General features: G+C 50.9%; 17 protein-coding genes. 13 read left to right on the plus strand and 4 right to left on the minus strand.

Annotation, left to right across the window (positions count from 1 at the left end; all coding sequences use genetic code 11):
• The 9 genes from LLG96_17190 to LLG96_17230 all read left to right on the plus strand — a co-directional run.
• Positions 1-369: hypothetical protein (locus LLG96_17190; GenBank protein MCE5251941.1), on the plus strand; the 369-nt coding region annotated here is incomplete at its 5' end.
• Between the two features lie 4 nt (positions 370-373).
• The gene (locus LLG96_17195; GenBank protein ID MCE5251942.1) at positions 374-1,771 is read left to right on the plus strand and encodes an ABC transporter permease; all 1,398 of its coding nucleotides are present in this window, start codon (positions 374-376) and stop codon (positions 1,769-1,771) included.
• Positions 1,772-2,071: 300 nt separating this feature from the next.
• Positions 2,072-2,524, plus strand: coding sequence for a YhcH/YjgK/YiaL family protein (locus LLG96_17200; protein MCE5251943.1), 453 nt, complete (start codon positions 2,072-2,074; stop codon positions 2,522-2,524).
• Between the two features lie 63 nt (positions 2,525-2,587).
• On the plus strand, positions 2,588-3,181 hold the full coding sequence (locus tag LLG96_17205; GenBank protein MCE5251944.1) for a DedA family protein: 594 nt from the start codon (positions 2,588-2,590) through the stop codon (positions 3,179-3,181).
• Between the two features lie 556 nt (positions 3,182-3,737).
• Positions 3,738-4,970 (plus strand): M28 family metallopeptidase, encoded by a 1,233-nt coding sequence (locus LLG96_17210; protein MCE5251945.1) that lies wholly within the window; start codon positions 3,738-3,740, stop codon positions 4,968-4,970.
• Positions 4,971-5,048: 78 nt separating this feature from the next.
• On the plus strand, positions 5,049-5,891 hold the full coding sequence (locus LLG96_17215) for a ThuA domain-containing protein (GenBank protein ID MCE5251946.1): 843 nt from the start codon (positions 5,049-5,051) through the stop codon (positions 5,889-5,891).
• A 166-nt stretch (positions 5,892-6,057) separates the two neighbouring features.
• On the plus strand, positions 6,058-6,876 hold the full coding sequence (locus tag LLG96_17220) for a ThuA domain-containing protein (protein ID MCE5251947.1): 819 nt from the start codon (positions 6,058-6,060) through the stop codon (positions 6,874-6,876).
• A 72-nt stretch (positions 6,877-6,948) separates the two neighbouring features.
• Positions 6,949-8,424 carry a sodium/proline symporter gene (locus LLG96_17225; GenBank protein ID MCE5251948.1) on the plus strand — a complete coding sequence of 492 codons (1,476 nt, stop codon included), beginning with the start codon at positions 6,949-6,951 and terminating at the stop codon, positions 8,422-8,424.
• Between the two features lie 23 nt (positions 8,425-8,447).
• The gene (locus tag LLG96_17230; protein MCE5251949.1) at positions 8,448-9,320 is read left to right on the plus strand and encodes a formylglycine-generating enzyme family protein; all 873 of its coding nucleotides are present in this window, start codon (positions 8,448-8,450) and stop codon (positions 9,318-9,320) included.
• Between the two features lie 207 nt (positions 9,321-9,527).
• Here LLG96_17230 and LLG96_17235 read toward each other — a convergent pair whose 3' ends face one another.
• Together LLG96_17235 and LLG96_17240 are read right to left on the minus strand one after the other, a co-directional pair.
• The gene (locus LLG96_17235; GenBank protein MCE5251950.1) at positions 9,528-10,448 is read right to left on the minus strand and encodes a hypothetical protein; all 921 of its coding nucleotides are present in this window, start codon (positions 10,446-10,448) and stop codon (positions 9,528-9,530) included.
• 76 nt (positions 10,449-10,524) lie between these two features.
• Positions 10,525-11,256 carry a hypothetical protein gene (locus LLG96_17240; GenBank protein MCE5251951.1) on the minus strand — a complete coding sequence of 244 codons (732 nt, stop codon included), beginning with the start codon at positions 11,254-11,256 and terminating at the stop codon, positions 10,525-10,527.
• Between the two features lie 268 nt (positions 11,257-11,524).
• Here LLG96_17240 and LLG96_17245 point away from each other — a divergent pair, with 268 nt between their 5' ends.
• From LLG96_17245 to LLG96_17260, 4 genes are all read left to right on the plus strand, one after another.
• Positions 11,525-12,577 (plus strand): DUF362 domain-containing protein, encoded by a 1,053-nt coding sequence (locus tag LLG96_17245; protein MCE5251952.1) that lies wholly within the window; start codon positions 11,525-11,527, stop codon positions 12,575-12,577.
• 304 nt (positions 12,578-12,881) lie between these two features.
• Positions 12,882-14,096, plus strand: a complete 1,215-nt coding sequence (locus LLG96_17250; protein ID MCE5251953.1) for an efflux RND transporter periplasmic adaptor subunit — start codon at positions 12,882-12,884, stop codon at positions 14,094-14,096.
• Positions 14,093-17,191 (plus strand): efflux RND transporter permease subunit, encoded by a 3,099-nt coding sequence (locus LLG96_17255; GenBank protein ID MCE5251954.1) that lies wholly within the window; start codon positions 14,093-14,095, stop codon positions 17,189-17,191. The genes LLG96_17250 and LLG96_17255 overlap by 4 nt, the downstream gene beginning before the upstream one ends.
• Positions 17,192-17,343: 152 nt before the next feature.
• Entirely contained in the window at positions 17,344-18,747 is a 1,404-nt protein-coding gene (locus LLG96_17260) for a TolC family protein (protein MCE5251955.1), read from the plus strand.
• Between the two features lie 67 nt (positions 18,748-18,814).
• On the opposite strand, the gene LLG96_17265 is transcribed toward LLG96_17260, so the two are convergent.
• A complete protein-coding gene (locus LLG96_17265; protein ID MCE5251956.1) occupies positions 18,815-19,153 on the minus strand; it encodes a hypothetical protein in 339 nt (112 codons plus the stop codon).
• A 101-nt stretch (positions 19,154-19,254) separates the two neighbouring features.
• Positions 19,255-19,821: hypothetical protein (locus LLG96_17270; GenBank protein MCE5251957.1), on the minus strand; the 567-nt coding region annotated here is incomplete at its 5' end.

A 19,821-nucleotide genomic window follows, 5' to 3' on the forward strand; every position in this document is an offset into this window, starting at 1 on the left:
TTGAGAGATAAAAACATGTTCGGTTCGTATGTATATTTCACCCGCCAGAAACCGGAAACGTTCGTTCCTGTCGAGGTTTTTATCAGCAAGCTGACGGGAGGAAGAGCGAAAACATCGGAGGAGTTCATGGCTCTCGTCACATCTCCCGGTTTCGATTCGTCCACGTTGAAAGGGGTCGATATTGAGGGCAGTGATCCATGGAAACATCCGCCTCTCGATATTTCCGATGTCCCGAAGTTTCAGTTGAATTACCTTTCGTTCGGAGACGAATTGGGCAAAATCGCTCTGAAGCTCACAGCGATGATTATTGTGTGTATCGGGCTCTTCTACCTGTCGTTCGTTTCGTTCATTCGCTATGATGTGAGGTGATTATATGCTGTCCACGGTCGTTATCCGCGAGCTCAGGCATAATTTTCTGAGCCTGAGATTTTCCCTGGCGTTACTGATTACGGTGCTTGTGTTCGGTTTCGGCACGGTCGCATTCATGAAAAAATATTCGGCACGTATGGATCAATATACGAAGTATCAGAATGAGCTGGAACGCGCCGCTCAACAAACAGCCGGTTCAAATTTCACTCAACTGGCGGTCAAAAAACAGGATTTCATCATGAAGCCCCGCAAGGACAGCTTCATAAGCAGCTCGTGGGAAAACCACATCCCCAACAGTATTCAATTCAGCGCCTACAATGTCTTTGGGTTCGAGTCGCGCGCGGGAAGCAGCAATCCCTATCTCAATCTCACCCAGGAGCTTGAATGGTCGTTCATCGTGTCGATCATTCTCAGCTTCACCATGCTGATGCTGAGCTTCGATTCGATATCCGGTGAGAAAGAGGCCCACACGCTTGCGCTGTCGCTGACGAATTCCGTGTCGAGGGGGACGCTCCTCATGGGCAAGTTCCTCGCCACCGTCATGACTTCGATGGTCATGCTGGTTGCCGGTATCTGCCTGAGCCTGATCATGCTCCTGGTTTCCGGAACGTTCGACGTCTCTCTGTCAATCATGGGAGAAGTTCTCGGCTTTATCTTCTTCAGCGGGGTATTCCTGGCCAGTATCGCCGCCTGCGGACTTTTTTCCTCGGTCATCGTGAAAAATTCCGATCTGAGCCTGCTCATCGCGCTCGTCCTGTGGGTGTTGTTTGTCGTGATCGTCCCGAATTCGGCGATTTTCTGGTCGCAGAACATCTTCCCTATCGATACATCGGATGCCGTCAACGAAAAAGTTCAGAGCGCCAGGGATGCCCTTGAAAAGAGTGGACGCGAGGGAAGATGGCAAATGATATTCGAACAACCATTTTATCCATTCCATGAAGTTCGTGCAGACCATCAGACAAACCTGATGAACAGCGAAATGCAGCTGCGGAACGCATATTACCATGACATGTTCCGCCAGCTCGAACGAGCCCGCCTTCTGACCCTTATATCACCGGTCTCCCAGTACCAGTACCTGTGCGAGGCTGTGGTCGGCGGCGGATTCCTCCGGTTTCAAAGCGTATGGAACGGCCTCCACGTGTACCAGGCTCAGTTTCTCGCATTTTTCAAGGAAAAGGACGCCCAGGACACGGGAAGTCCCCACTGGTACAATCCCTACGAGGATGTCTCCACAACGCGGAAACCGGTGAATTTCGGAGAAATACCCGTCTTCAATGAAAAGCCCGTATCTTTTGGCGAACGGTTTACTTTCGCGCGGACATATTTTGTGGTGATTGTCCTCTATACCGCCGTGGTGTTTTTTCTTACGTTTGCGCTGTTCGTGAAGTATGATGTCCGGTGATGTGAACGGGTTATGCAGCAAAAATGCCCGGTTGGATTTTTTAGTATCCGGTATGGTATTTCGTATTGCGGATGATATTGATTCTGTTTATGAATATATTCCTTTTCGTCTCAACCCTCTCCGCTTCATGATTATTTCACCGTAAAACGCAATTTGCGCTTGCTTCACTCCCGTATGGACAATTATTTACATGCACGCCTGAACGAATTGCATCCCGGGCGCTCGAGGTCAATAATTGTTAACCGATGATCGTGCTGTCATCATACTTTTACCATTACAACGTATGGAGGGAAATCCACCATGATTCTCGACCGAATCGATAACGCCGCCCGGTATTATGCGCTGCATCCGGGTTTCAGACCGGCATTCGAACACCTCAAAACACTGAACCTCCCCGCGCTAGAGGATGGCCGTCACGAGGTGGACGGCGACCGTGTGTTCATGATCCTCATGCACCGTCGCGGAAAAGGGACGGATAACACGAAGCTCGAATCCCATATGCGCTATATCGACGTTCAATGTACCATTTCGGGCACCGATCTGGTCGGCTGGAAAAATCTTGCCGAGTGCGCCGCCGGGGGACAGGGCTACAACGGGGAGAAGGATGTAGAATTTTACCCCGGAAAATCCGATGTCTGGATCAAGACTCCTCCGGGGACCTTTGCGGTGTTCTTCCCCGAGGATGTCCATGCGCCTCTCGGCTCGGAAGACGACCTTTTCAAGGTTGTCATCAAAATCGCCGTCGACTGGTGATGTTTATGGGGAAGTATCGGCAGGAGGATTATGATTTTTCCGGAAAAAGGATGAGGCGCCGATATGACGCTTGAAGCGATTGTGACCGCTTACGGGTATCCCGCTCTTTTTGCCGGTGTGTTTCTCGAAGGTGAAACTGTTCTCATTATCGGCGGTTTCATGGCGCATCGCGGATACCTGAACCTGCCGCTCGTTATCGGCGCATCGTTTCTGGGAGCGTTTTTGTATACCCAGTTATTTTTCTTTCTGGGGCGAAGAGGAAAAAGCTCGTTTATCGAGCGGAAACCAAGCCGTCAGCTCCGGGCGCAGAAGATACAAAAGCTCCTTGAACAGTATCAGACTTCAACGGTTATCGGATTCCGATTTCTCTACGGGCTCAGGACAATAACGCCTTTCATAATTGGCATGAGCGGATACAATCCCCGGCGGTTCATGGTGTTGAACGCTCTCGGAACGATTCCATGGGCTGTCATTTACGGTGTCGTGGGGTTCCTGTTCGGTCAATTTCTGGAGACGGTGCTCGCTGATGTGAAGAAATACGAGATGTGGATTTTTCTGGCGCTTGCCATTGCGGGATTTGTGGTTTGGCTGATCTATAGAATACGGCTGAAGCATCGTATCCGTACATATGATTCCACACTGTTTCAAAGACTGTAATTTTTTGTTAATTAATCCGGTCTTACCCGGATTTATTACTATATTTCACCACAAAGACACAAAGACACGAAGAAGCATAATAAACTATGCAAGTTAATCAATTTATGCATAAAACGCATGAATGAAGCATTATGCATTTTATCGTGTCATTCCCGTGAAAACGGGAATCCATAATATCATATTCATGACATAGCGATTGTAAAACTGTATTCCCAATTCACTTTGTCCCTGGGAATGACAATTCTTGTACAATACATGAGTTAATAGAAGCTCATTAACCCGGATTAATCTGAAAATAATTTTTATCCTTCTTTGTGGCCATGGATGGTCATGGAGATTATTCATGATAATATTTCACCACAAAGACACAAAGGCGCAAAGAAGCATAATAGACTATTAATACTATATTTATTGATAATAAACCATCCAGATCAAAAAAGATATGAAAACAAATCCGCGATAATCCATCCGATCCGTGAAAATCCATGTTCTATTAAAATTTGTGGATGGATCGGGCTGAGGACTTCATATTGGCAGTTTTTTGAGGGATACAGGTATGAAAAGACGGGATTTTCTTACAGTATCGGCACAGTCAGCGTTTATAGCTCAACTTGCATCGGGATGTTCGCTGACGAGATCGATGCGAGGCAGCCGGCACCTCGTGGATACACCTGAAAAACGCGCCGGATATCTCGAAGAAATGCTCGAAAAACTCTGCACCGATATCGGTCCACATCCTATCGGCAGTCCTCAGTATGATCAGGCCGCCAGAATTGTATGGAAGGAGATGAAGCGGTCGCTCCCGGTTGTCGGGATGGATACCTTTACCTTCGAGCGATGGGTGCTCAGCGGCGATCCTGAATTATTTGTCGGCGGCGCAAAACTCGATGCCTATATCTGCCACGGAACATCGGGGACGCCTCCGGAGGGCATTACGGGATTCGTGAAACGGATCGACGAGGACGGAATTCCCTATGGAGTCGTTGACAGATCCACCGGGGAAATTCGGGCATATATTATCGATGCGCGGTATGATAAGGCGGTTCCGCTGCCGTATTACAGTTTCGGGAAACCGGTGAAATGCCTGCCCGCGTTCAACATTGGCAAAACGGACATCCCTGTTATCGAAAAAGCCATTGAAGCGAAAATCCCGGTACGAATGAAGGCGATTGTCGAATTTATCCCGGTTACACCAACCGCGAATGTCGCCGGCATGCTTCCCGGTAACAGAAGAGAAGAGATTCTGTTTATCGCGCATCTCGATACAGTCTACAACAGCCAGGGTGCGAACGACAACACCGCATCGCTCATCATCATGCTCATGCTTGCCCATGCGTTTACGGGGACACGGCCTGAAAAAACGCTGAGGTTTCTTGCAACCACCGGCGAGGAATACAACAAGCTCGGAGCTGTTAATTATGCTGAGAAACGCAGGAAGGATGGGAGCCTCCGTGATATACGGTACATCGTCAATTTCGATTCCCTGACATGGGGTACCACCCTGAAGATTTACACGGAGGACGATGAACTCCGCTCGTTGATCGGTGCAATCGACCGCGAGCTCGACCTGCCGGGAACCCCCGAACTGAACGACAGCGACGGTTTCCAGCTCGATGCGCGGCCATTCCGTGAGACCGGGGCACGGGCGATGTATGTGAACAGCATCGGCTACCCCAATACCCTTGTCTGGCACCGTCCCGAGGATGTCCCCGACACTGTGCCGGTCGAGTGCATGGAAACGGGTTTTCGTATGTTCAGCGAATATATCAACCGTGTCATGAAAATGTAAAAAATGAATGCAGACCATGAAACAATGAATCCATCTGAAGCGAAACCCGAATATTTTCGACGGAAGGAAGGATAGACAATGTCGGGAAATGCTATTTCACGGCGGAGAATGCTCAAAACGACGGCTGCATCGCTTGCCGCCGGGACGGCATCTGTCAAGCCGCTGTTTGCTGCGCAGAAAGCCCCGGGAGAGACCAGGGTTCTCTTTCTTGTCGGTGATTACTACCATAACGCCAACACCCAGGAATACCACTGGCGGGAGGTTCTTGGGCCGACCGGATGGCGGCTCATGTTCGCCCAGTCTCCTGATTTCATCACTCCCGGTGTTCTCGATGATACCGATCTTTTTGTTCTCTGCCGATATGCCACCGCGACTCAGACCATCAACCTGTCGCTCGGATGGTCGCCCGATAAGATTATCGAAAAACGGCCCGCTCCTCCCGCTTTCATGACGCCGGAGTTCGAAAATGCCATTGTCGGGCGTGTCAACCGGGGCATGGGACTGCTATCGATTCACTGCTCGATATGGAACCCGGAAAGCAAAAAATACCTCGACCTGCTCGGAGTCGAAAAACCGGTCATGCACGGCCCGGTTGTGCCCGCGACCGTATACGACCTCAACCAGAGCCATCCCGTAACGAAAGGTATCGAGCCGTTCGATACGGGCGAGGACGAGGTTTTCGATGCCGTCATGAAGCCCGGGCAGTTCACACCCCTGTTCAGGTCGAAACAGGAAAATCCTGCGCGGGACGCCATAGGCGGGTGGTGCCGCGAGGCCGGCAGCGGACGTGTGGTTGCTCTTATGCCGGGACACACGCCGGGACCGTACCAGAAGAAACCGTTCAAGGAAATCATGTGGCGGTCGGCGCACTGGGCGCTGAAACGGGATATTCCGCCGTCCGGTATCAGGGAGGGGTATTGATACGGGAGCGGGGCAACACGACTCGGATGCCGATCCGCTCAGTGGGGATACTATGTCAAGCATTCATATGAATTTGCTGATAGAAGACTTACGGGAAATACGGTATATTGAATACGGTTGACAGGGAGAGAACCATACACAGCATTCATACAGAAAGGTGATATGTATGCAATCTGAGAAAAGACCAAACCGCCGTACCGCGCTCAAAACGGGCCTGGCAACGGTTGCTGCGGGATTCACCGTAACGAAACGGACTCATGCCGCTCCGAGACCCAAGGCGAAAGGCGAAACCAAGGTGGTGTATCTCGGCGGCGACCAGCTTCACAACGGTCTCGGACAAAGCCAGTCGCTCCGGGGCGTTTTCGGTAAAGCGGGCTGGCGGTTCCTGTGGACTACCGATGCCCGTTATGTGACGCCCGCGTTGATAAGCGATGCCGATCTCCTCATCATTACCCGCTGGGGCGGACCGATCGAGGGATGGTGTCCCGACCCGATCATGGAAACGCCGCCGTCCGGTGACGGGTATATGAGCGATGAGCTTGAAGCGGCGATCATCGACAATGTCAAAAACCGCGGAATGGGTTTCATGGGCCTCCACTGCACCATCTGGACACCGGACAAGCCGAAATTCATGGAACTGCTTGGAATCAAGCCCATGATGCACGGCCCCGTGCAGACCGTTCACATGCATAACTTCAATCAGGAACATCCCATTACGCAGGGTATCGAGGATTTCGATCTCCCGCTCGATGAAAATTTCGGCGTTGAGCTCATAAACGAAAAGGCGGTAAAGCTCTATGAAACGACCGGTTTCGAGGACAAACGTCACGACATAGCCGGGTGGTGTCTTGAAAACGGCAACGGCCGTATCGTTGGACTTGCCGCCGGACATACCTATACTTCCTGGAGGCATCCGGAGTATCAGAAGCTTTACTGGCGCGGCGCTCACTGGGCAATGAAACGCGATATTCCGCCGTTCGGATGAAACATCGTTGTCGTTCAATCGTCCGGTAGATGATATAATCTGATTGTAATATGAGCGGGTTTGTGTCTCAGCGTGAAAACGCCGAAAGGGATTTTACGGATCATGGTTTCATCGCTCATCGCATTTGCGTTATATTCCATCGCTGTCCTGGGTATCGGATTCTGGGCCACGCGGCTTCCGCAGAAGACCGCCGAAGAGATTCACCTCGGAAACCGTGAGCACGGCGCATGGACATCGGCTCTTTCGGCATCGGCCTCCACCGAAAGCGGCTTTGTCCTGCTCGGAATGGTGGGAATGGGATACACACAGGGTGTCAGTTGTTTCTGGATGGTCGCAGCCGGTCTGCTCGGATATTTTCTGAACTGGTATGTCCTTGCGCCGAAACTCCGCCGTAAAAGCGAAGCCATGAAGGCGATAACGATCCCCGAGATCATTGCCTCCGCGACAGGGTCCACATCGGTTTCGAGGCTGGCATCGGCCCTGGCGGCGGTTTTCGCCATTGTTTTCCTCCTTGCATATGTCTCGGCGCAGTTCAGTGCGGCCGGGAAGGCGCTTTCCTCGCAGTTTCCCATATCGTACTCTGCGGGAGTGCTCGCCGCCGCCGGTCTCATCGTTTTTTATGCCGTTCTCGGCGGATTCCGCGCTGTCTCATGGACCGACAACCTTCAGGCAACCATGATGGTCCTGTCCCTTATAGTCCTTCCCGTCGTTGTACTTTTCAAGATAGGCGGAATTCCGGGCCTGGTGTCGTCGCTCGAGGCAAAAGGCGCCCATCTTGTCAGTCTGACCGGCGGAGCGGCAGACCTGAAAGGCAAACTGCTCCTTATTCTGCCCTGGCTCATGATCGGGCTTGCCTACCCCGGCCAGCCCCATGGTCTGGCCCGTCTCATGGCAGCGAAAGATGAACGGGTGTTACGGTTGGCGCCGGTTATCGCCATGATCTGGCTCGTTATAGTGTATACGGGAGCGATTACCCTCGGCATGGCTGCGCGGGCCGGTTTCGAGAACCTTCATTCCATCGCCGCGGACCCTGAAACTGCGCTTCCCGTACTCGCCGTGGCGCATATGCCGGGGATTCTGGCCGGTATGACCCTTGCCGCGATCATTGCGGCTATTTCCTCGACCGCGGACTCCCAGCTCCTTTCCGCCGCAACCACTGTTATCCGCGACATACGGGCGGCATTGAGGCTTCCACCCTTGAAGAACGAGCTGCTTGTCACGCGGGTGACAATATTCCTCCTTGCGGTGCTTTCGACCTATTTTGCCATGAGACAGACCCATGTGGTTTTCAAGTTTGTTCTTTATGCGTTTTTCGGGCTCGGCGCTTCGCTCGGTCCGGTAATTCTGTACTGTATCTTATGGAAAAATCCCCAACCCCTGCCATCTCTTCTGGCGGTGATTGTCGGCGGTGTATCGATCTTTCTGGTTCAGCGTTTCACCCTTCATTTTCTGATCAGTTTCTGCACCGCGATCCTGGTCATCATCATATCTCATGGTATTCTACGGTGGCTGTCTCTCAAGAGTGAGAACGCTGCCGGTTATCCATGAGACAAACGAATTCGGAGCGAGATATGAAAAAAATCAGCGTAGTGTTTCTCATCGTTTTATCTGCCATTGCTCTTGTAACAATGATATGCTGTTCCTCCCGGCAGACATCCGGGCTGAAAACGGAAGTCATTCAGGGAATCACCATGGTGACGGTTCCCGCGGGCAGTTTTCAGATGGGGTATGATTATGTAAGCGATTCTGTGCCGGGCGGAAAGGTGAATGTGTATTACCCCGATGAACAGCCGGTGCACACGGTGACGCTGAGTCCGTTCCAGATAAGCTCCACCGAAATAACCCAGGCCCTTTATGCGTCGGTTATGAAAGACAATCCCTCGACATTCACCGGCGACGACTCCCTGCCGGTTACCAATGTGAGCGCCAACGATGTGCTCAGGTTCTGCAACAAGCTGAGCGAAGCCGCTGGCTTCGAGCCATGCTGCGATGAAAAAACGGGAACGTGCGATTTTACCAAAAACGGGTTCAGGCTGCCCACCGAGGCCGAATGGGAATACTCCTGCCGTGCGGGGACGAAAACTCACTACTCCGCCGGGAATACCGAGCAGGACCTCGACAAGGCGGGATGGTATATCGGCAACAGCGGCGGCAGGACTCATCCGGTCGGCGGCAAGGAGCCGAATGCATGGGGACTTTACGATATGCACGGCAATGTGTTCGAATTCTGTTACGACGGTTTCGATGAAACCTACAACAGCGGCAATTACTCGAAGGAGCCGGTCACCGACCCGCGGGGTTGCAGTAATTTCAACCTTCGGATTACAAGGGGAGGAGGCTGGTTCAGCGAGCCGTCCGTATGCCGTTCGGCGGCCCGGAGCTGTTTCTGGACCGGCGGCGGTAACTATTATATCGGGTTCCGTGTTGCCCGCAGTGTGAAATAAAAATGGCGTTAATCAAAATTATTGCGGATTACGAGGATAGAAAGAATGATGAACCACGGAGACACGGAGACACTGAGGGCTATTTGCTGATTGATGATGGTATACTTTTATATGAAAAAATCGTGTTATGCCTGATTTACTGTATTTTTCTCCGTATCCCCGTGTCTCCGTGGTTATATGATGGTTTTGTATCGAAATATTTCTGGTTTACTGCCCTGATGCGAGCGTTACGGCGGTCCACAGATCGAGCGGTTCCGTCATAACTTGGAATCTTCCGCCCCGTCTTCCGCCTGTTCTTTCAGATTGAATTCCGCCTATACTTCTTCCGGAATCGCCGCGAATATTCCTGTCATCCCTTGTTTTATTCTCTTCCCGGGGCATATTTTTCGTCGCATTTTTTTTATTTTTTTCGACCTCGAATCCCAGACCGATCGTTTTACCGGCTGAAGTACCGATGGCGTAAGGATTACGGTCGTTCCCCGCGAGAGGCACCTTCAGCTCGTATACCAGAGATTCTTTTGCCATCCCGATTGCACTGCTGATTCCGTAAGCAGCAGCTTCGGGCAGTGTCAGTTTTATCCGTTCACTGCGATCGGGTACGGTGATTTCGAGCTCGTTCCGGATATGTCCGATCATGCGTTTAATCCGGTCGGATGGTCCGTTTTCGTTAAAGCCCGGCGCGGGAGGCTCGTTACCGCCGATGTCCGGTGCGGGAGGTTCGTTACCGCCGATGTCCGGCGCGGGAATATTTCCGCTGGAATCATCAGGAGGTAACAGGCTTTCGGATAATACAAGCGGGAAATGTATCCCGAATGTTTTATTCTTTCCCCCTGCAGGATCAAACCACACGGTCAGGCCCATCCTCATGAACTGTGCCTGGATCATTCGGTTTGGGGTAGAGAGCTTGATATACAAATCCTTGTCGTCATTGAAAAGGCAGACGATAACCCGTGTATTTTCATCATAGTATTGGATATAATTTCCCCATTCCGGGTCGGCTCCGTCGATGGTTATCGGGCGGTCGAGCCATCTGCTGGAAAACCGCGGAATACCGCATCCGGGGAAAAAGACAACGCACAGGAACACAATAAGTGAAAGGAATAATCCGCCGGTATGATATTTTTTCATGATTCTTCCGGTATCTGCCGTGAAAAGTGTTCGTTACGGATAACTGAACACACAGTATAATACATATGAATCCGGTTTAACAAATATAAAAAGGGAACGCGGAGCCGCGTTCCCTTTTCTCCGCCGGGACTACCTGTTTCACGAGGGTAATCTTACATGGTTCGGTAACATCACCCGAAGTAATACTGCACAGGTATACTCCCCCGGTATAACTGGAACCATCCCAAACAACGGAATGAGTTCCGGTGTTCTGGTATTCGTTCACGAGGGTAGAGTTGGGCTGGCCGTTCGGGCTGATAGTCTCAACCATAACGGTGCCCGGTTTTGCGAGGTAATATTGGGTTTTGGTAGAACAAATGAACGGATAGGGATAGTACTGTTCCAGTATGGAAATCGACTTGTGATATTCTTCTGTTTGAACTTGTTTCCGAAACGCTTCATGGTATTCGTTCTGTAACTGAATTGCCGGTTCACCGGCGAGAGGGTATCCGGCCTGTTCGAGAATTTGTGCAACCATTCCGGGGCGATGTGCTTTGCTGAACCTGGCACGGGCAGCCTTGAGCGCCTTTTTCTGGGCGTCATTGAGAATGGCGGAAATCTGCTCGCGTGCTTCGGGACCGGGTTTGATGTTCCTGATCTGTTCGATCTGTGCTTCGGAGAGCGGACAGCCCGCTTTTGATAAAACGGTGGTTATCATTTTCTGGGGTGCGATACCCGGGTGGCTGATATGTCCGGACAGGGTATAGATGCCGGATACAAGAATAAGTACGCTCGTTAAAACGAGAGCACGGTATGTTCTGAATTTCATGGTATACTCCTCACGGTTAATACAGAGTGTCCTGGATTCTTCTTTCACCTCGTTTGACATGCATTCGGGCGAAAAAGTTTAAACTATTTTTTTTCCTGTCAACTGAATCCTGTGTATAGATCGCGATAAATATGAAAAATATCTCATGATTATGAGTCGTTTTTGCAGCTTGATAGTTATAGTTTAAAAGAGTATTTTATAAAAAACCGAGGGCGATTTTTATATAAGAGAATTTCTTCCCGGACACGACAAGAGAGAGGCATTCGACATGTCATTGAGCAGGCGTGGTTTTATCAGGTACATACCGGCCGGTCTTGCGGGTATTGCTGCAGGCTCGCAGATCAAAACACATGAGGCAGGCGCGGCGCTGCCTTCTTCCATGAAAAGCCGGGTTTCATTTGCTGCGGGGAAAGACAGGCGCGAACTGATAGCGGAGGCGCTGAAACCGTTTGAAAACGAAATCAGGGCCGGTATCAAGGGTAAGCAGGTGGTTATCAAGCCAAATTGCGTGTGGGACGGCAATCCCCTCTGCGCAACCGACCCGGATGCGATACGGGCTGTGCTCGATTTTCTGAAGCCCATCTACGACAGGCAGGTCATTATTGGCGAATCGACCGCTTCACCGAAAGGCACCATGTATACGTTCGAGGAGTACGGCTATACTCCCACTGCAAAGGAATACAACGTCAAGCTCGTCGACCTTAACCTTCAGCCCGGCGTCACCGAATGGATACTCGGGGAAAACAGGATTCCGATCGCAATAAAGATCATCGACACCTTTCTTGCCCCCGATTCATACATCATTTCGCTTGCACGGATGAAGGCTCATAACTGTGTGCTCGCAACCCTCACCCTCAAGAACGTTATCATGGCATCGCCGCTCAATCTTCCCGCGGGCCATCCGGATTTTGTGAGCAATCAGTATGAAAAAGCGAAAATGCACCAGGGAAATATCCACGGGATCAATTACAACATCTATCTTCTTACGCATAAAATCCGTCCCCAGCTCGCAATCATCGACGGTTTTGTGGGCATGGAGGGAAACGGCCCGACCGAGGGAACGCCTGTGGAACATGGTGTTGCCCTTGCCGGGCTCGATGCTGTCGCCGTTGACAGAATCGGTATCGAACTCATGGGGGTCAGGTATGCCGATGTGGGATATCTCCAGTGGTGTTCGGACGCCGGATTAGGACAGGGAAATCGTGAGAAAATCGAGATACTCGGCCCCGATATCGAACGGCATATTATTCCCTACCGTATGCATGACAACATCGAGTGGCAGCTCAAGTGGAAGAATGATCCAAAAACAGTGAACGGATAATGTACAGGTTTCGGCGGATATGGTTGACTTGAAAGAACCGGGGCCGTTACTGAAGAGAATCTTCTCTATTTTTGTAATAACACTTCCCGCCTTGTATACCATCAAATCATGATGATTAACTGCTGGCCTGTAAAAAACGATGCTCAATAAAAAAAATTAATAAAAATTTACCATATTTTTTTAAACCTTTTTCCATATAAATCGTCTTTAGAAGAACAAGGAATTAATTATTTCGTCAGTGGATTTAATCACCGTATCCACCCTTTTTTAACCTCTCACATCACATTAAGGGATCAACACCCTCATGAGAAAAAAAGTGCTCATTGTAATCGGGGTCATTTTTATTGCCTTTATGACTTGGCGTATCGTATCGCATGTAAAAGGACCCGTTACCGGTGCACCCGGTGGGGGACGGCCGCCGGTCGCGGTTGAAATCGAAAGTGTCAGGCAGGCCCCTATTAAGGAAATTCACCAGTTCACCGGCACTGTATTCCCGATCTATCAGTATATTATTTCGCCGAAGGTATCCGGACGGGTGGTTGAAATCAGAAAACGGATCGGTGACTGGGTAACCAAGGGAGAAGTAGTTGCCCGGATCGATGATGCGGAGTACCAGCAGGCTGTTCGCGAAGCCGAGGCGAATCTCAGAATTGCACAGGCCTCTCTGACGGAAGCAAAGAGCCAGTTCGAACTTTCCCGTCAGGAGCTCGAACGCGCGCAGTCGCTCCAGGAAAAAGGTATCGCCTCGCCGTCCGAGCTCGATGCTGCCTCGACGAGTTTCGATGCCCAGAAATCCCGTCTCGAACTTGCGCAGGCCCAGGTCGAACAGCGCGAAGCCTCGCTCACATCCGCAAAAATCCGCCTCAGTTATACGGTTCTTGCCGCTACCGAGCCGGGATATATCGGCGAACGGTATACCGATGAGGGAGCCCTGCTTGCGCCCAATGCCCCGCTCGTTTCGGTCATAGGCATCAATACAGTGCTCATACGGACGACGATTATCGAGCGCGATTACGGTCTCATACACGAGGGCCAGCTTTCGAGTGTCATGGTGGATGCATTTCCGGGAAAACGGTTCACCGGTAAAGTGGCACGTATTGCCCCTCTGCTTCAGGAGGCTTCGAGGGTCGCCAAGATGGAAATTGAGGTTCTCAATGACTCCCTGTATCTTAAACCGGGAATGTTTACACGGGTCGATATCGTGCTCAACGAAAAAGAATCAGCCCAGATCGTTCCGAGCAGAGCTGTGGTGAGACGGAACGGTAAAGAGGGTGTTTTCATGGTCAGTCCGGACGGAACGCAGGCTCAATATTATCCCGTGGAAGTTGGTATCGTGACACCCGAAGCGACGGAGATTGTCTCGCCGAAACTCGATGGATTCGTGGTTACCCTCGGTCAGCATCTCCTGGAGAACGGAAGCCCCATAATACTCCCTGACCAGTCCGGAACAGAAGGTTCTCCAGCGCAAACGGGTAAAAAAGGCCAGCCGCCAAAATCCGGCAAGGAGTCGGGAACATGAATATAGCCAGCGGATCAATACATCGTCCCATTCTGACAACGATCATTTTTCTTATCATCATAACATTGGGTCTCGTATCGTTCTGGCGCCTTTCCATCGACCTTATGCCCGAAGTGACCTATCCCTCTATTTCTGTCAGAACAACTTACGGCAATGTCGGACCTCAGGAAATGGAGGAACTGATAACGAGGCCGATTGAGGAGGCGCTTGCTGCAGTACAGGGCGTCGAAGAAATCACATCGTCCTCCACCGAGGGACAGAGTACGGTGCGGGTAGCGTTTACATGGGGCACCGATCTCGATGTCGCCGCCAACGATATCCGTGACAGGATCGATCGGATCATGGGTCGTCTTCCCGAGGATATCGAACGGCCCACTATTTTTAAATTCGACGTCTCGGCATTTCCGATCGTTTTCCTCGGTGTTTCGAGCAACATGAACGCCCTCGATCTCCGGCGTCTTGTCGATGATCAGGTCAAATACCGTCTCGAACGGGTTCCCGGCGTCGCAGCGGTCAACATATATGGCGGGTTGACCCGTGAAATCCATGTCGATCTTCAGGCCCCCAAGCTCAAGGCGCTCGGGCTGTCAACCGAAGCGATCATCTCCGCGCTCCAGAACGAGAATCGTAATGTACCAGCCGGTCTTTATGAAAAAGGGAACCTCGAAGTTCTCATCAGGACACAGGGAGAATATCGTTCGCTCGATGAGATACGCGATACAGTCGTTACCATTCGGGACGGCACGCCGATCCAGATAAGGGATGTTGCAGATGTGGAGGATTCCTGGGAAGAAGTACGTCGCGAATATCGCATTAACGGCACACCCGGCGTCCGTCTTTCAATAAACAAACAGTCCGGCTCAAACACCGTTAAGGTTGCCGAGGCCGTTCAAGTCGAGATGGAGCGGATAAATCGGGATATCCCACAGATACAACTGGTTACCCTGACTGATACATCGATCTATATAAAACAGTCGATCAATAATGTCGGTGTTTCCACACTTCTCGGCGGAATTCTCGCTGTTCTCATCCTGTTTCTGTTCCTCCGGAATCTGTCGAGCACCGCTATTATCGCCACCGCGATTCCTATTTCCATCATTGCCACATTCGGACTCATCTATTTTGGCGGATTTACCCTGAATATCATGACGTTCGGCGGTCTTGCACTGGGAATCGGCATGCTTGTCGACAGCGCCATCGTTGTGCTCGAGAATATATACCGGCACCGTGAGAGCGGAGAAAATCCCATAAAGAGCTCTCTGGACGGAACATCCGAAGTCTGGTCTGCGATCGTTGCCAGCACGCTCACCACGCTTGTGGTTTTTATTCCGGTGATTTTCATCCGGGGTATGTCCGGAATCATGTTCCAGCAAATGGCTTATGTTGTCACATTCTCCCTGATGTGCTCGCTCATTGTCGCGCTGACACTCGTTCCCATGCTTGGCTCGCGGTTTCTCAAATACCAGCCGGTGCAGCATTTTACAGGGGAGAACTGGCTTCATAGAATTTATGCTTTAAGTGAGGAAACGTTCAAAAAAGTTGAGCAGCAGTATTCACAGGTGTTGCAGTGGGCGCTCGGTCATCGGAAGATTATTATCATTACCACGGTGGGTCTTTTTGTGATTTCAGTCCCTCTTGTCCGGTTTATCGGGGTTGAACTGATGCCCGCCGCCGATGAGAGCGAAGTCAGAGTAACAGTCGAAATGGCAGTAGGCACACGGCTCGAAGTACTCGACCAGGCCACACGGACTGTGGAAAAGATTATCATTAAAGAAGTTCCCGAACGAAAGTCCATACTTTCCAGTGTCGGCGGCGGCGGTTACATGTCTTCCGGAGGTCATACATCCTCGCTGACTATACCGCTTGTCCCCAAGAGCCAGCGCAAGCGGAGCAGCGAGCAGGTTGCCAATGATCTGCGAAGGGTACTTTCCGGTCTTCCGGGAGTTACGATTCGAACGAGAGCCGGGCAGGGTTTATTCCTTCTCAGGATGGGATCTTCTTCTACCGACAACATCAGTGTTGAGATTCGCGGTTACGATCTGGCTGTAGCGCAGGACCTGGCACAGCGGGTCAATGAAGTTGTCAAACAGGTGCCCGGTATTACCGATACCCAGATTAGCCGCGAAGAAGGGAATCCCGAACAGGTCATCCGTGTCGACCGTCAGAAAGCGGCCGATCTCGGACTGAGTGTATCACGGATCGGAGATGCTCTTGAAACCGCAGTCGGCGGTACAACCGCATCGTATTTTCGCGAGGGAGGCAAGGAGTACCGTATTCTCGTCCGGCTGAGCGAGGAAGACAGGAAAGACCTGAGCGAGCTGCTCGACCTGACTGTGGTCAACAACCGCGGCGAGCCGGTGATTCTCCGTAATGTCGTAACGAGCACACCCCTCGAGGGACCGGTTAGAATCGAGCGGAAAGACCAGGAAAGGATCATCACGGTCAACGCCAACTTTACCGGCCGTGACATGGGTTCGGTCATCAAAGACATACGGAAAGAACTCACTACTGTTCCCAAGCCGAAAGATTTTACCACCCTTTTCGGTGGAGATTACGAAGAGCAGCAGAAAGCGTTCCATGAGCTTCTGGTCGGCTTCCTCCTTGCGATATTCCTTGTATATATGGTGATGGCAGGACAGTTCGAATCGTTCAGGGACCCGTTCATCGTTCTGTTTTCCATTCCCATGGCATTGATCGGTATCGTGGTGACCATGATCATGACCAATACCACGTTCAGCATGCAGGCATTTATCGGATGTATCATGCTGGCAGGAATTGTGGTCAATAATGCAATCCTCCTCGTCGATTATACCAACCAGCTGAGGCGCATTCATGGCATGGAATTAATAGAGGCGGTGAAAATTGCCGGTTCACGGCGGCTCAGGCCGATTCTCATGACGACGATGACGACAGTGCTCGGACTTCTCCCGCTTTCATTCGGCATGGGTGAGGGAGGAGAAGCACAGGCGCCGCTTGCCCGTGTGGTTATCGGCGGGCTGTTGAGCTCGACGCTTATCACCCTTGTCCTCGTGCCGGTGGTTTATTCGGTTTTTGAACAGAAACTCAAACCAAAAAATGATCTGGTGGAATCATGAACGTTGTAGCCATTCTCAAAAATACTTTTCTGAAGCCGGGATATATGCTGTACTGCACATGCCTGATTTTTATAGTATCTGCGGGTCAGGTAAAGGCTGAGGATATTACCTCAGGGAGACTAAGCCCATTCCTTGAACTTTCCGGGGGACAGATGCTCCGGATCGGTCTTCAGGATGCGATCCTTATGGCGCTGGAACGTAACCCGACGGTGACGATTCAGAACCTTCAGCCCGATATAGCCAATACCTATGCAAAGGAGCAGCGCGCCGCATTCGATCCCGACCTTAATATCACGTTAAACCAGAGCCGCTCGAAACTCCAGCGTTTCCTCGGTACACGGCCCGAGCCGGTTGATATGACCTGGGATCGGTCATCATACACAATATCATTATCGGAAAATCTGCCGACAGGGACGACTCTCTCAGCGAATGCATCGATGACCGGATCGGTATCGAGTCTGTACACCGATCAGTACTCGGGGATTGTCGGAGTATCCGTGACCCAGTCCCTTCTCCAGGGTTTCGGGCTCGGAGCGAATCTTGCCAACCTCCGCAAGGCTCATTTGGATTTCGAAATGTCGAAGGCGGAAATGAAGGCTGTTGCTGAGGGCGTTGTTGCAGATGTGGAGCAGGCCTACTGGAACCTCTATCTTGCCTCCGAGGAAAACGCCATTCAGGAACAATCGCTCAATCTTGCCGAACGCCAGCTTCAGGAATCGCTCGAGCGTGTCACAGTGGGAAAGCTCCCGGAGCTCGAGCTTGCCGCGGTCCATGCAGAGGTGTCCACGCGCCGTGAAGCTCTCATCGATGCACAGAGCAGGTATGAGCAGGCGCGCCTCAGGTTTCTTTTTCTCCTGAACCCTACGGATCAGTCGTTCTGGTCGATGGCGCCGGTCCCGCTCGACAAGCCGTTTCTGCCCGCCGATACCCTCGATGTCATCGATGTCCATGAGCAGCTCGGCATGAAATATCGCCCCGATTTGATTCAGGCCCGTCTGGCTCTCAAAAAAGGCGATCTCGATATCCAGCAGACGAAAAACGGTCTTTTACCGCGGCTCGATGTATTCATAACGATGGGAAGAACGACATACTCAAGCACTTTCAACGAAGCCATTCCCGATCCCACAAGCCGGTTTTTCGATGCAAGCACCGGTTTCACCTTCGCGCTGCCCGTTCCGAACCGTGAGGCGCGTGCCCGTGTTCTCCGGGCACAGCGCTCAAGGGAACAGATGGATCTCTCGCTCAGGAACATGGAACGGCTTGTGCAGATGGACGTACGCTCCGCCTATATCGAGGTGTTGCGCTCGAAAGAGCAGATCGGGACCACCCGTGTCACCCGTGAACTCCAGGAGAAAAAGCTCGCCGCCGAAGAGGAAAAATTCCGGGTTGGCAAGTCGACGAATTTCCTTGTGCTTCAGGCGCAGCGTGATCTGACGGCGAGTCAGCTCGATGAGGTGCGTTCCATGGTGGCATACCTCAACGCCCTCGTGAACCTGTACATGATGGAAGGAACGCTCCTCGACCGCCGGGGCATCAATGCGCCAACCGATACGTAACAGGAAAAATGGGCGAAGGGAAGGGAAAAAGATATCGATAATCGTATTATCTTCGCAGCTTTAGCAGCTATGGTAAAATAGCGGCATCCGGCAGTATTTTTCTGAGAGCCGAAAGAAAACATTCTTTTGTCAATGGCTTGCGCGAGAAAAATACATTGTCATTCAAAAAGAGCGTATTCCACATTTCCAGCTCGCTGTATTCTCTTTCTCCGAGAATAATGACCGGTTTTCCCTGCTTTACATAGGCCAGAGCGATATTGAGACCCCTTTTGGGATCAGGATTGCAGTCGCCATCGTCGAGGTCCATTAATTCAAGCTCGACCACAGCGACTTCCAGATCATCGGTATCCATGTTGTCAAATCCATGGAGCAGATCTTTATATGAGCTGTCGCATATCATATACATACGGTGATTTCCTGTTCTTTTTTGGCTGAACGCTCATACATACGTTATCCGGATTAAAGCCGAAACATGGAAAGTGCATTGATTTTTGTGAATTGTACAAACTACTGTTGTATGGTTTTCGACTTCTCCTGTTCTTTTATTTTCATATCCAATTCCTTGAATGCTTTCTCGTGTAACTCCTTCATTTTCAGTTCTTTCAGCGTTCTGTCTCTTTCTCCGTAGAGCTCATTGTATAACTCATACGATACTTCATAAAAAGTCTTGCCCGGGTTTTCGATGTATTTCTGTATTATGTGCTTTTCGATTTCGGGTCTTTCCTTGAGCGCCAGGTATTCTTTTTTTGCCGGAGAACTTTCCATCGAGTATTCCAGTTTCACGTCGAATTCGAAATACTTCGATTCCGATGGCCGGAACTCGATATCGAAATTATTGAGCCACAGTTCGTAAAGAATATCGGCCAGACAACAGTTAGAATACTCAATCGAGAACTTATACCCAGAATTACCGAGTGTTTCGCTTTTATTGGTATCGACGCTGGCCGCGACTTCGTCAAATAATTCCATCTTTGAATTCTTATTGTATGTCGAATCGTTGAATTGAAGTCGCATTACTATTTGAACATGCTGCTGGATTTCCGAGTTTTCTTGTCTATTATATACTTCCGAAAG

It is taken from the genome of bacterium, from assembly GCA_021372535.1.
Classification (GTDB): domain Bacteria; phylum Latescibacterota; class Latescibacteria; order Latescibacterales; family Latescibacteraceae; genus JAFGMP01.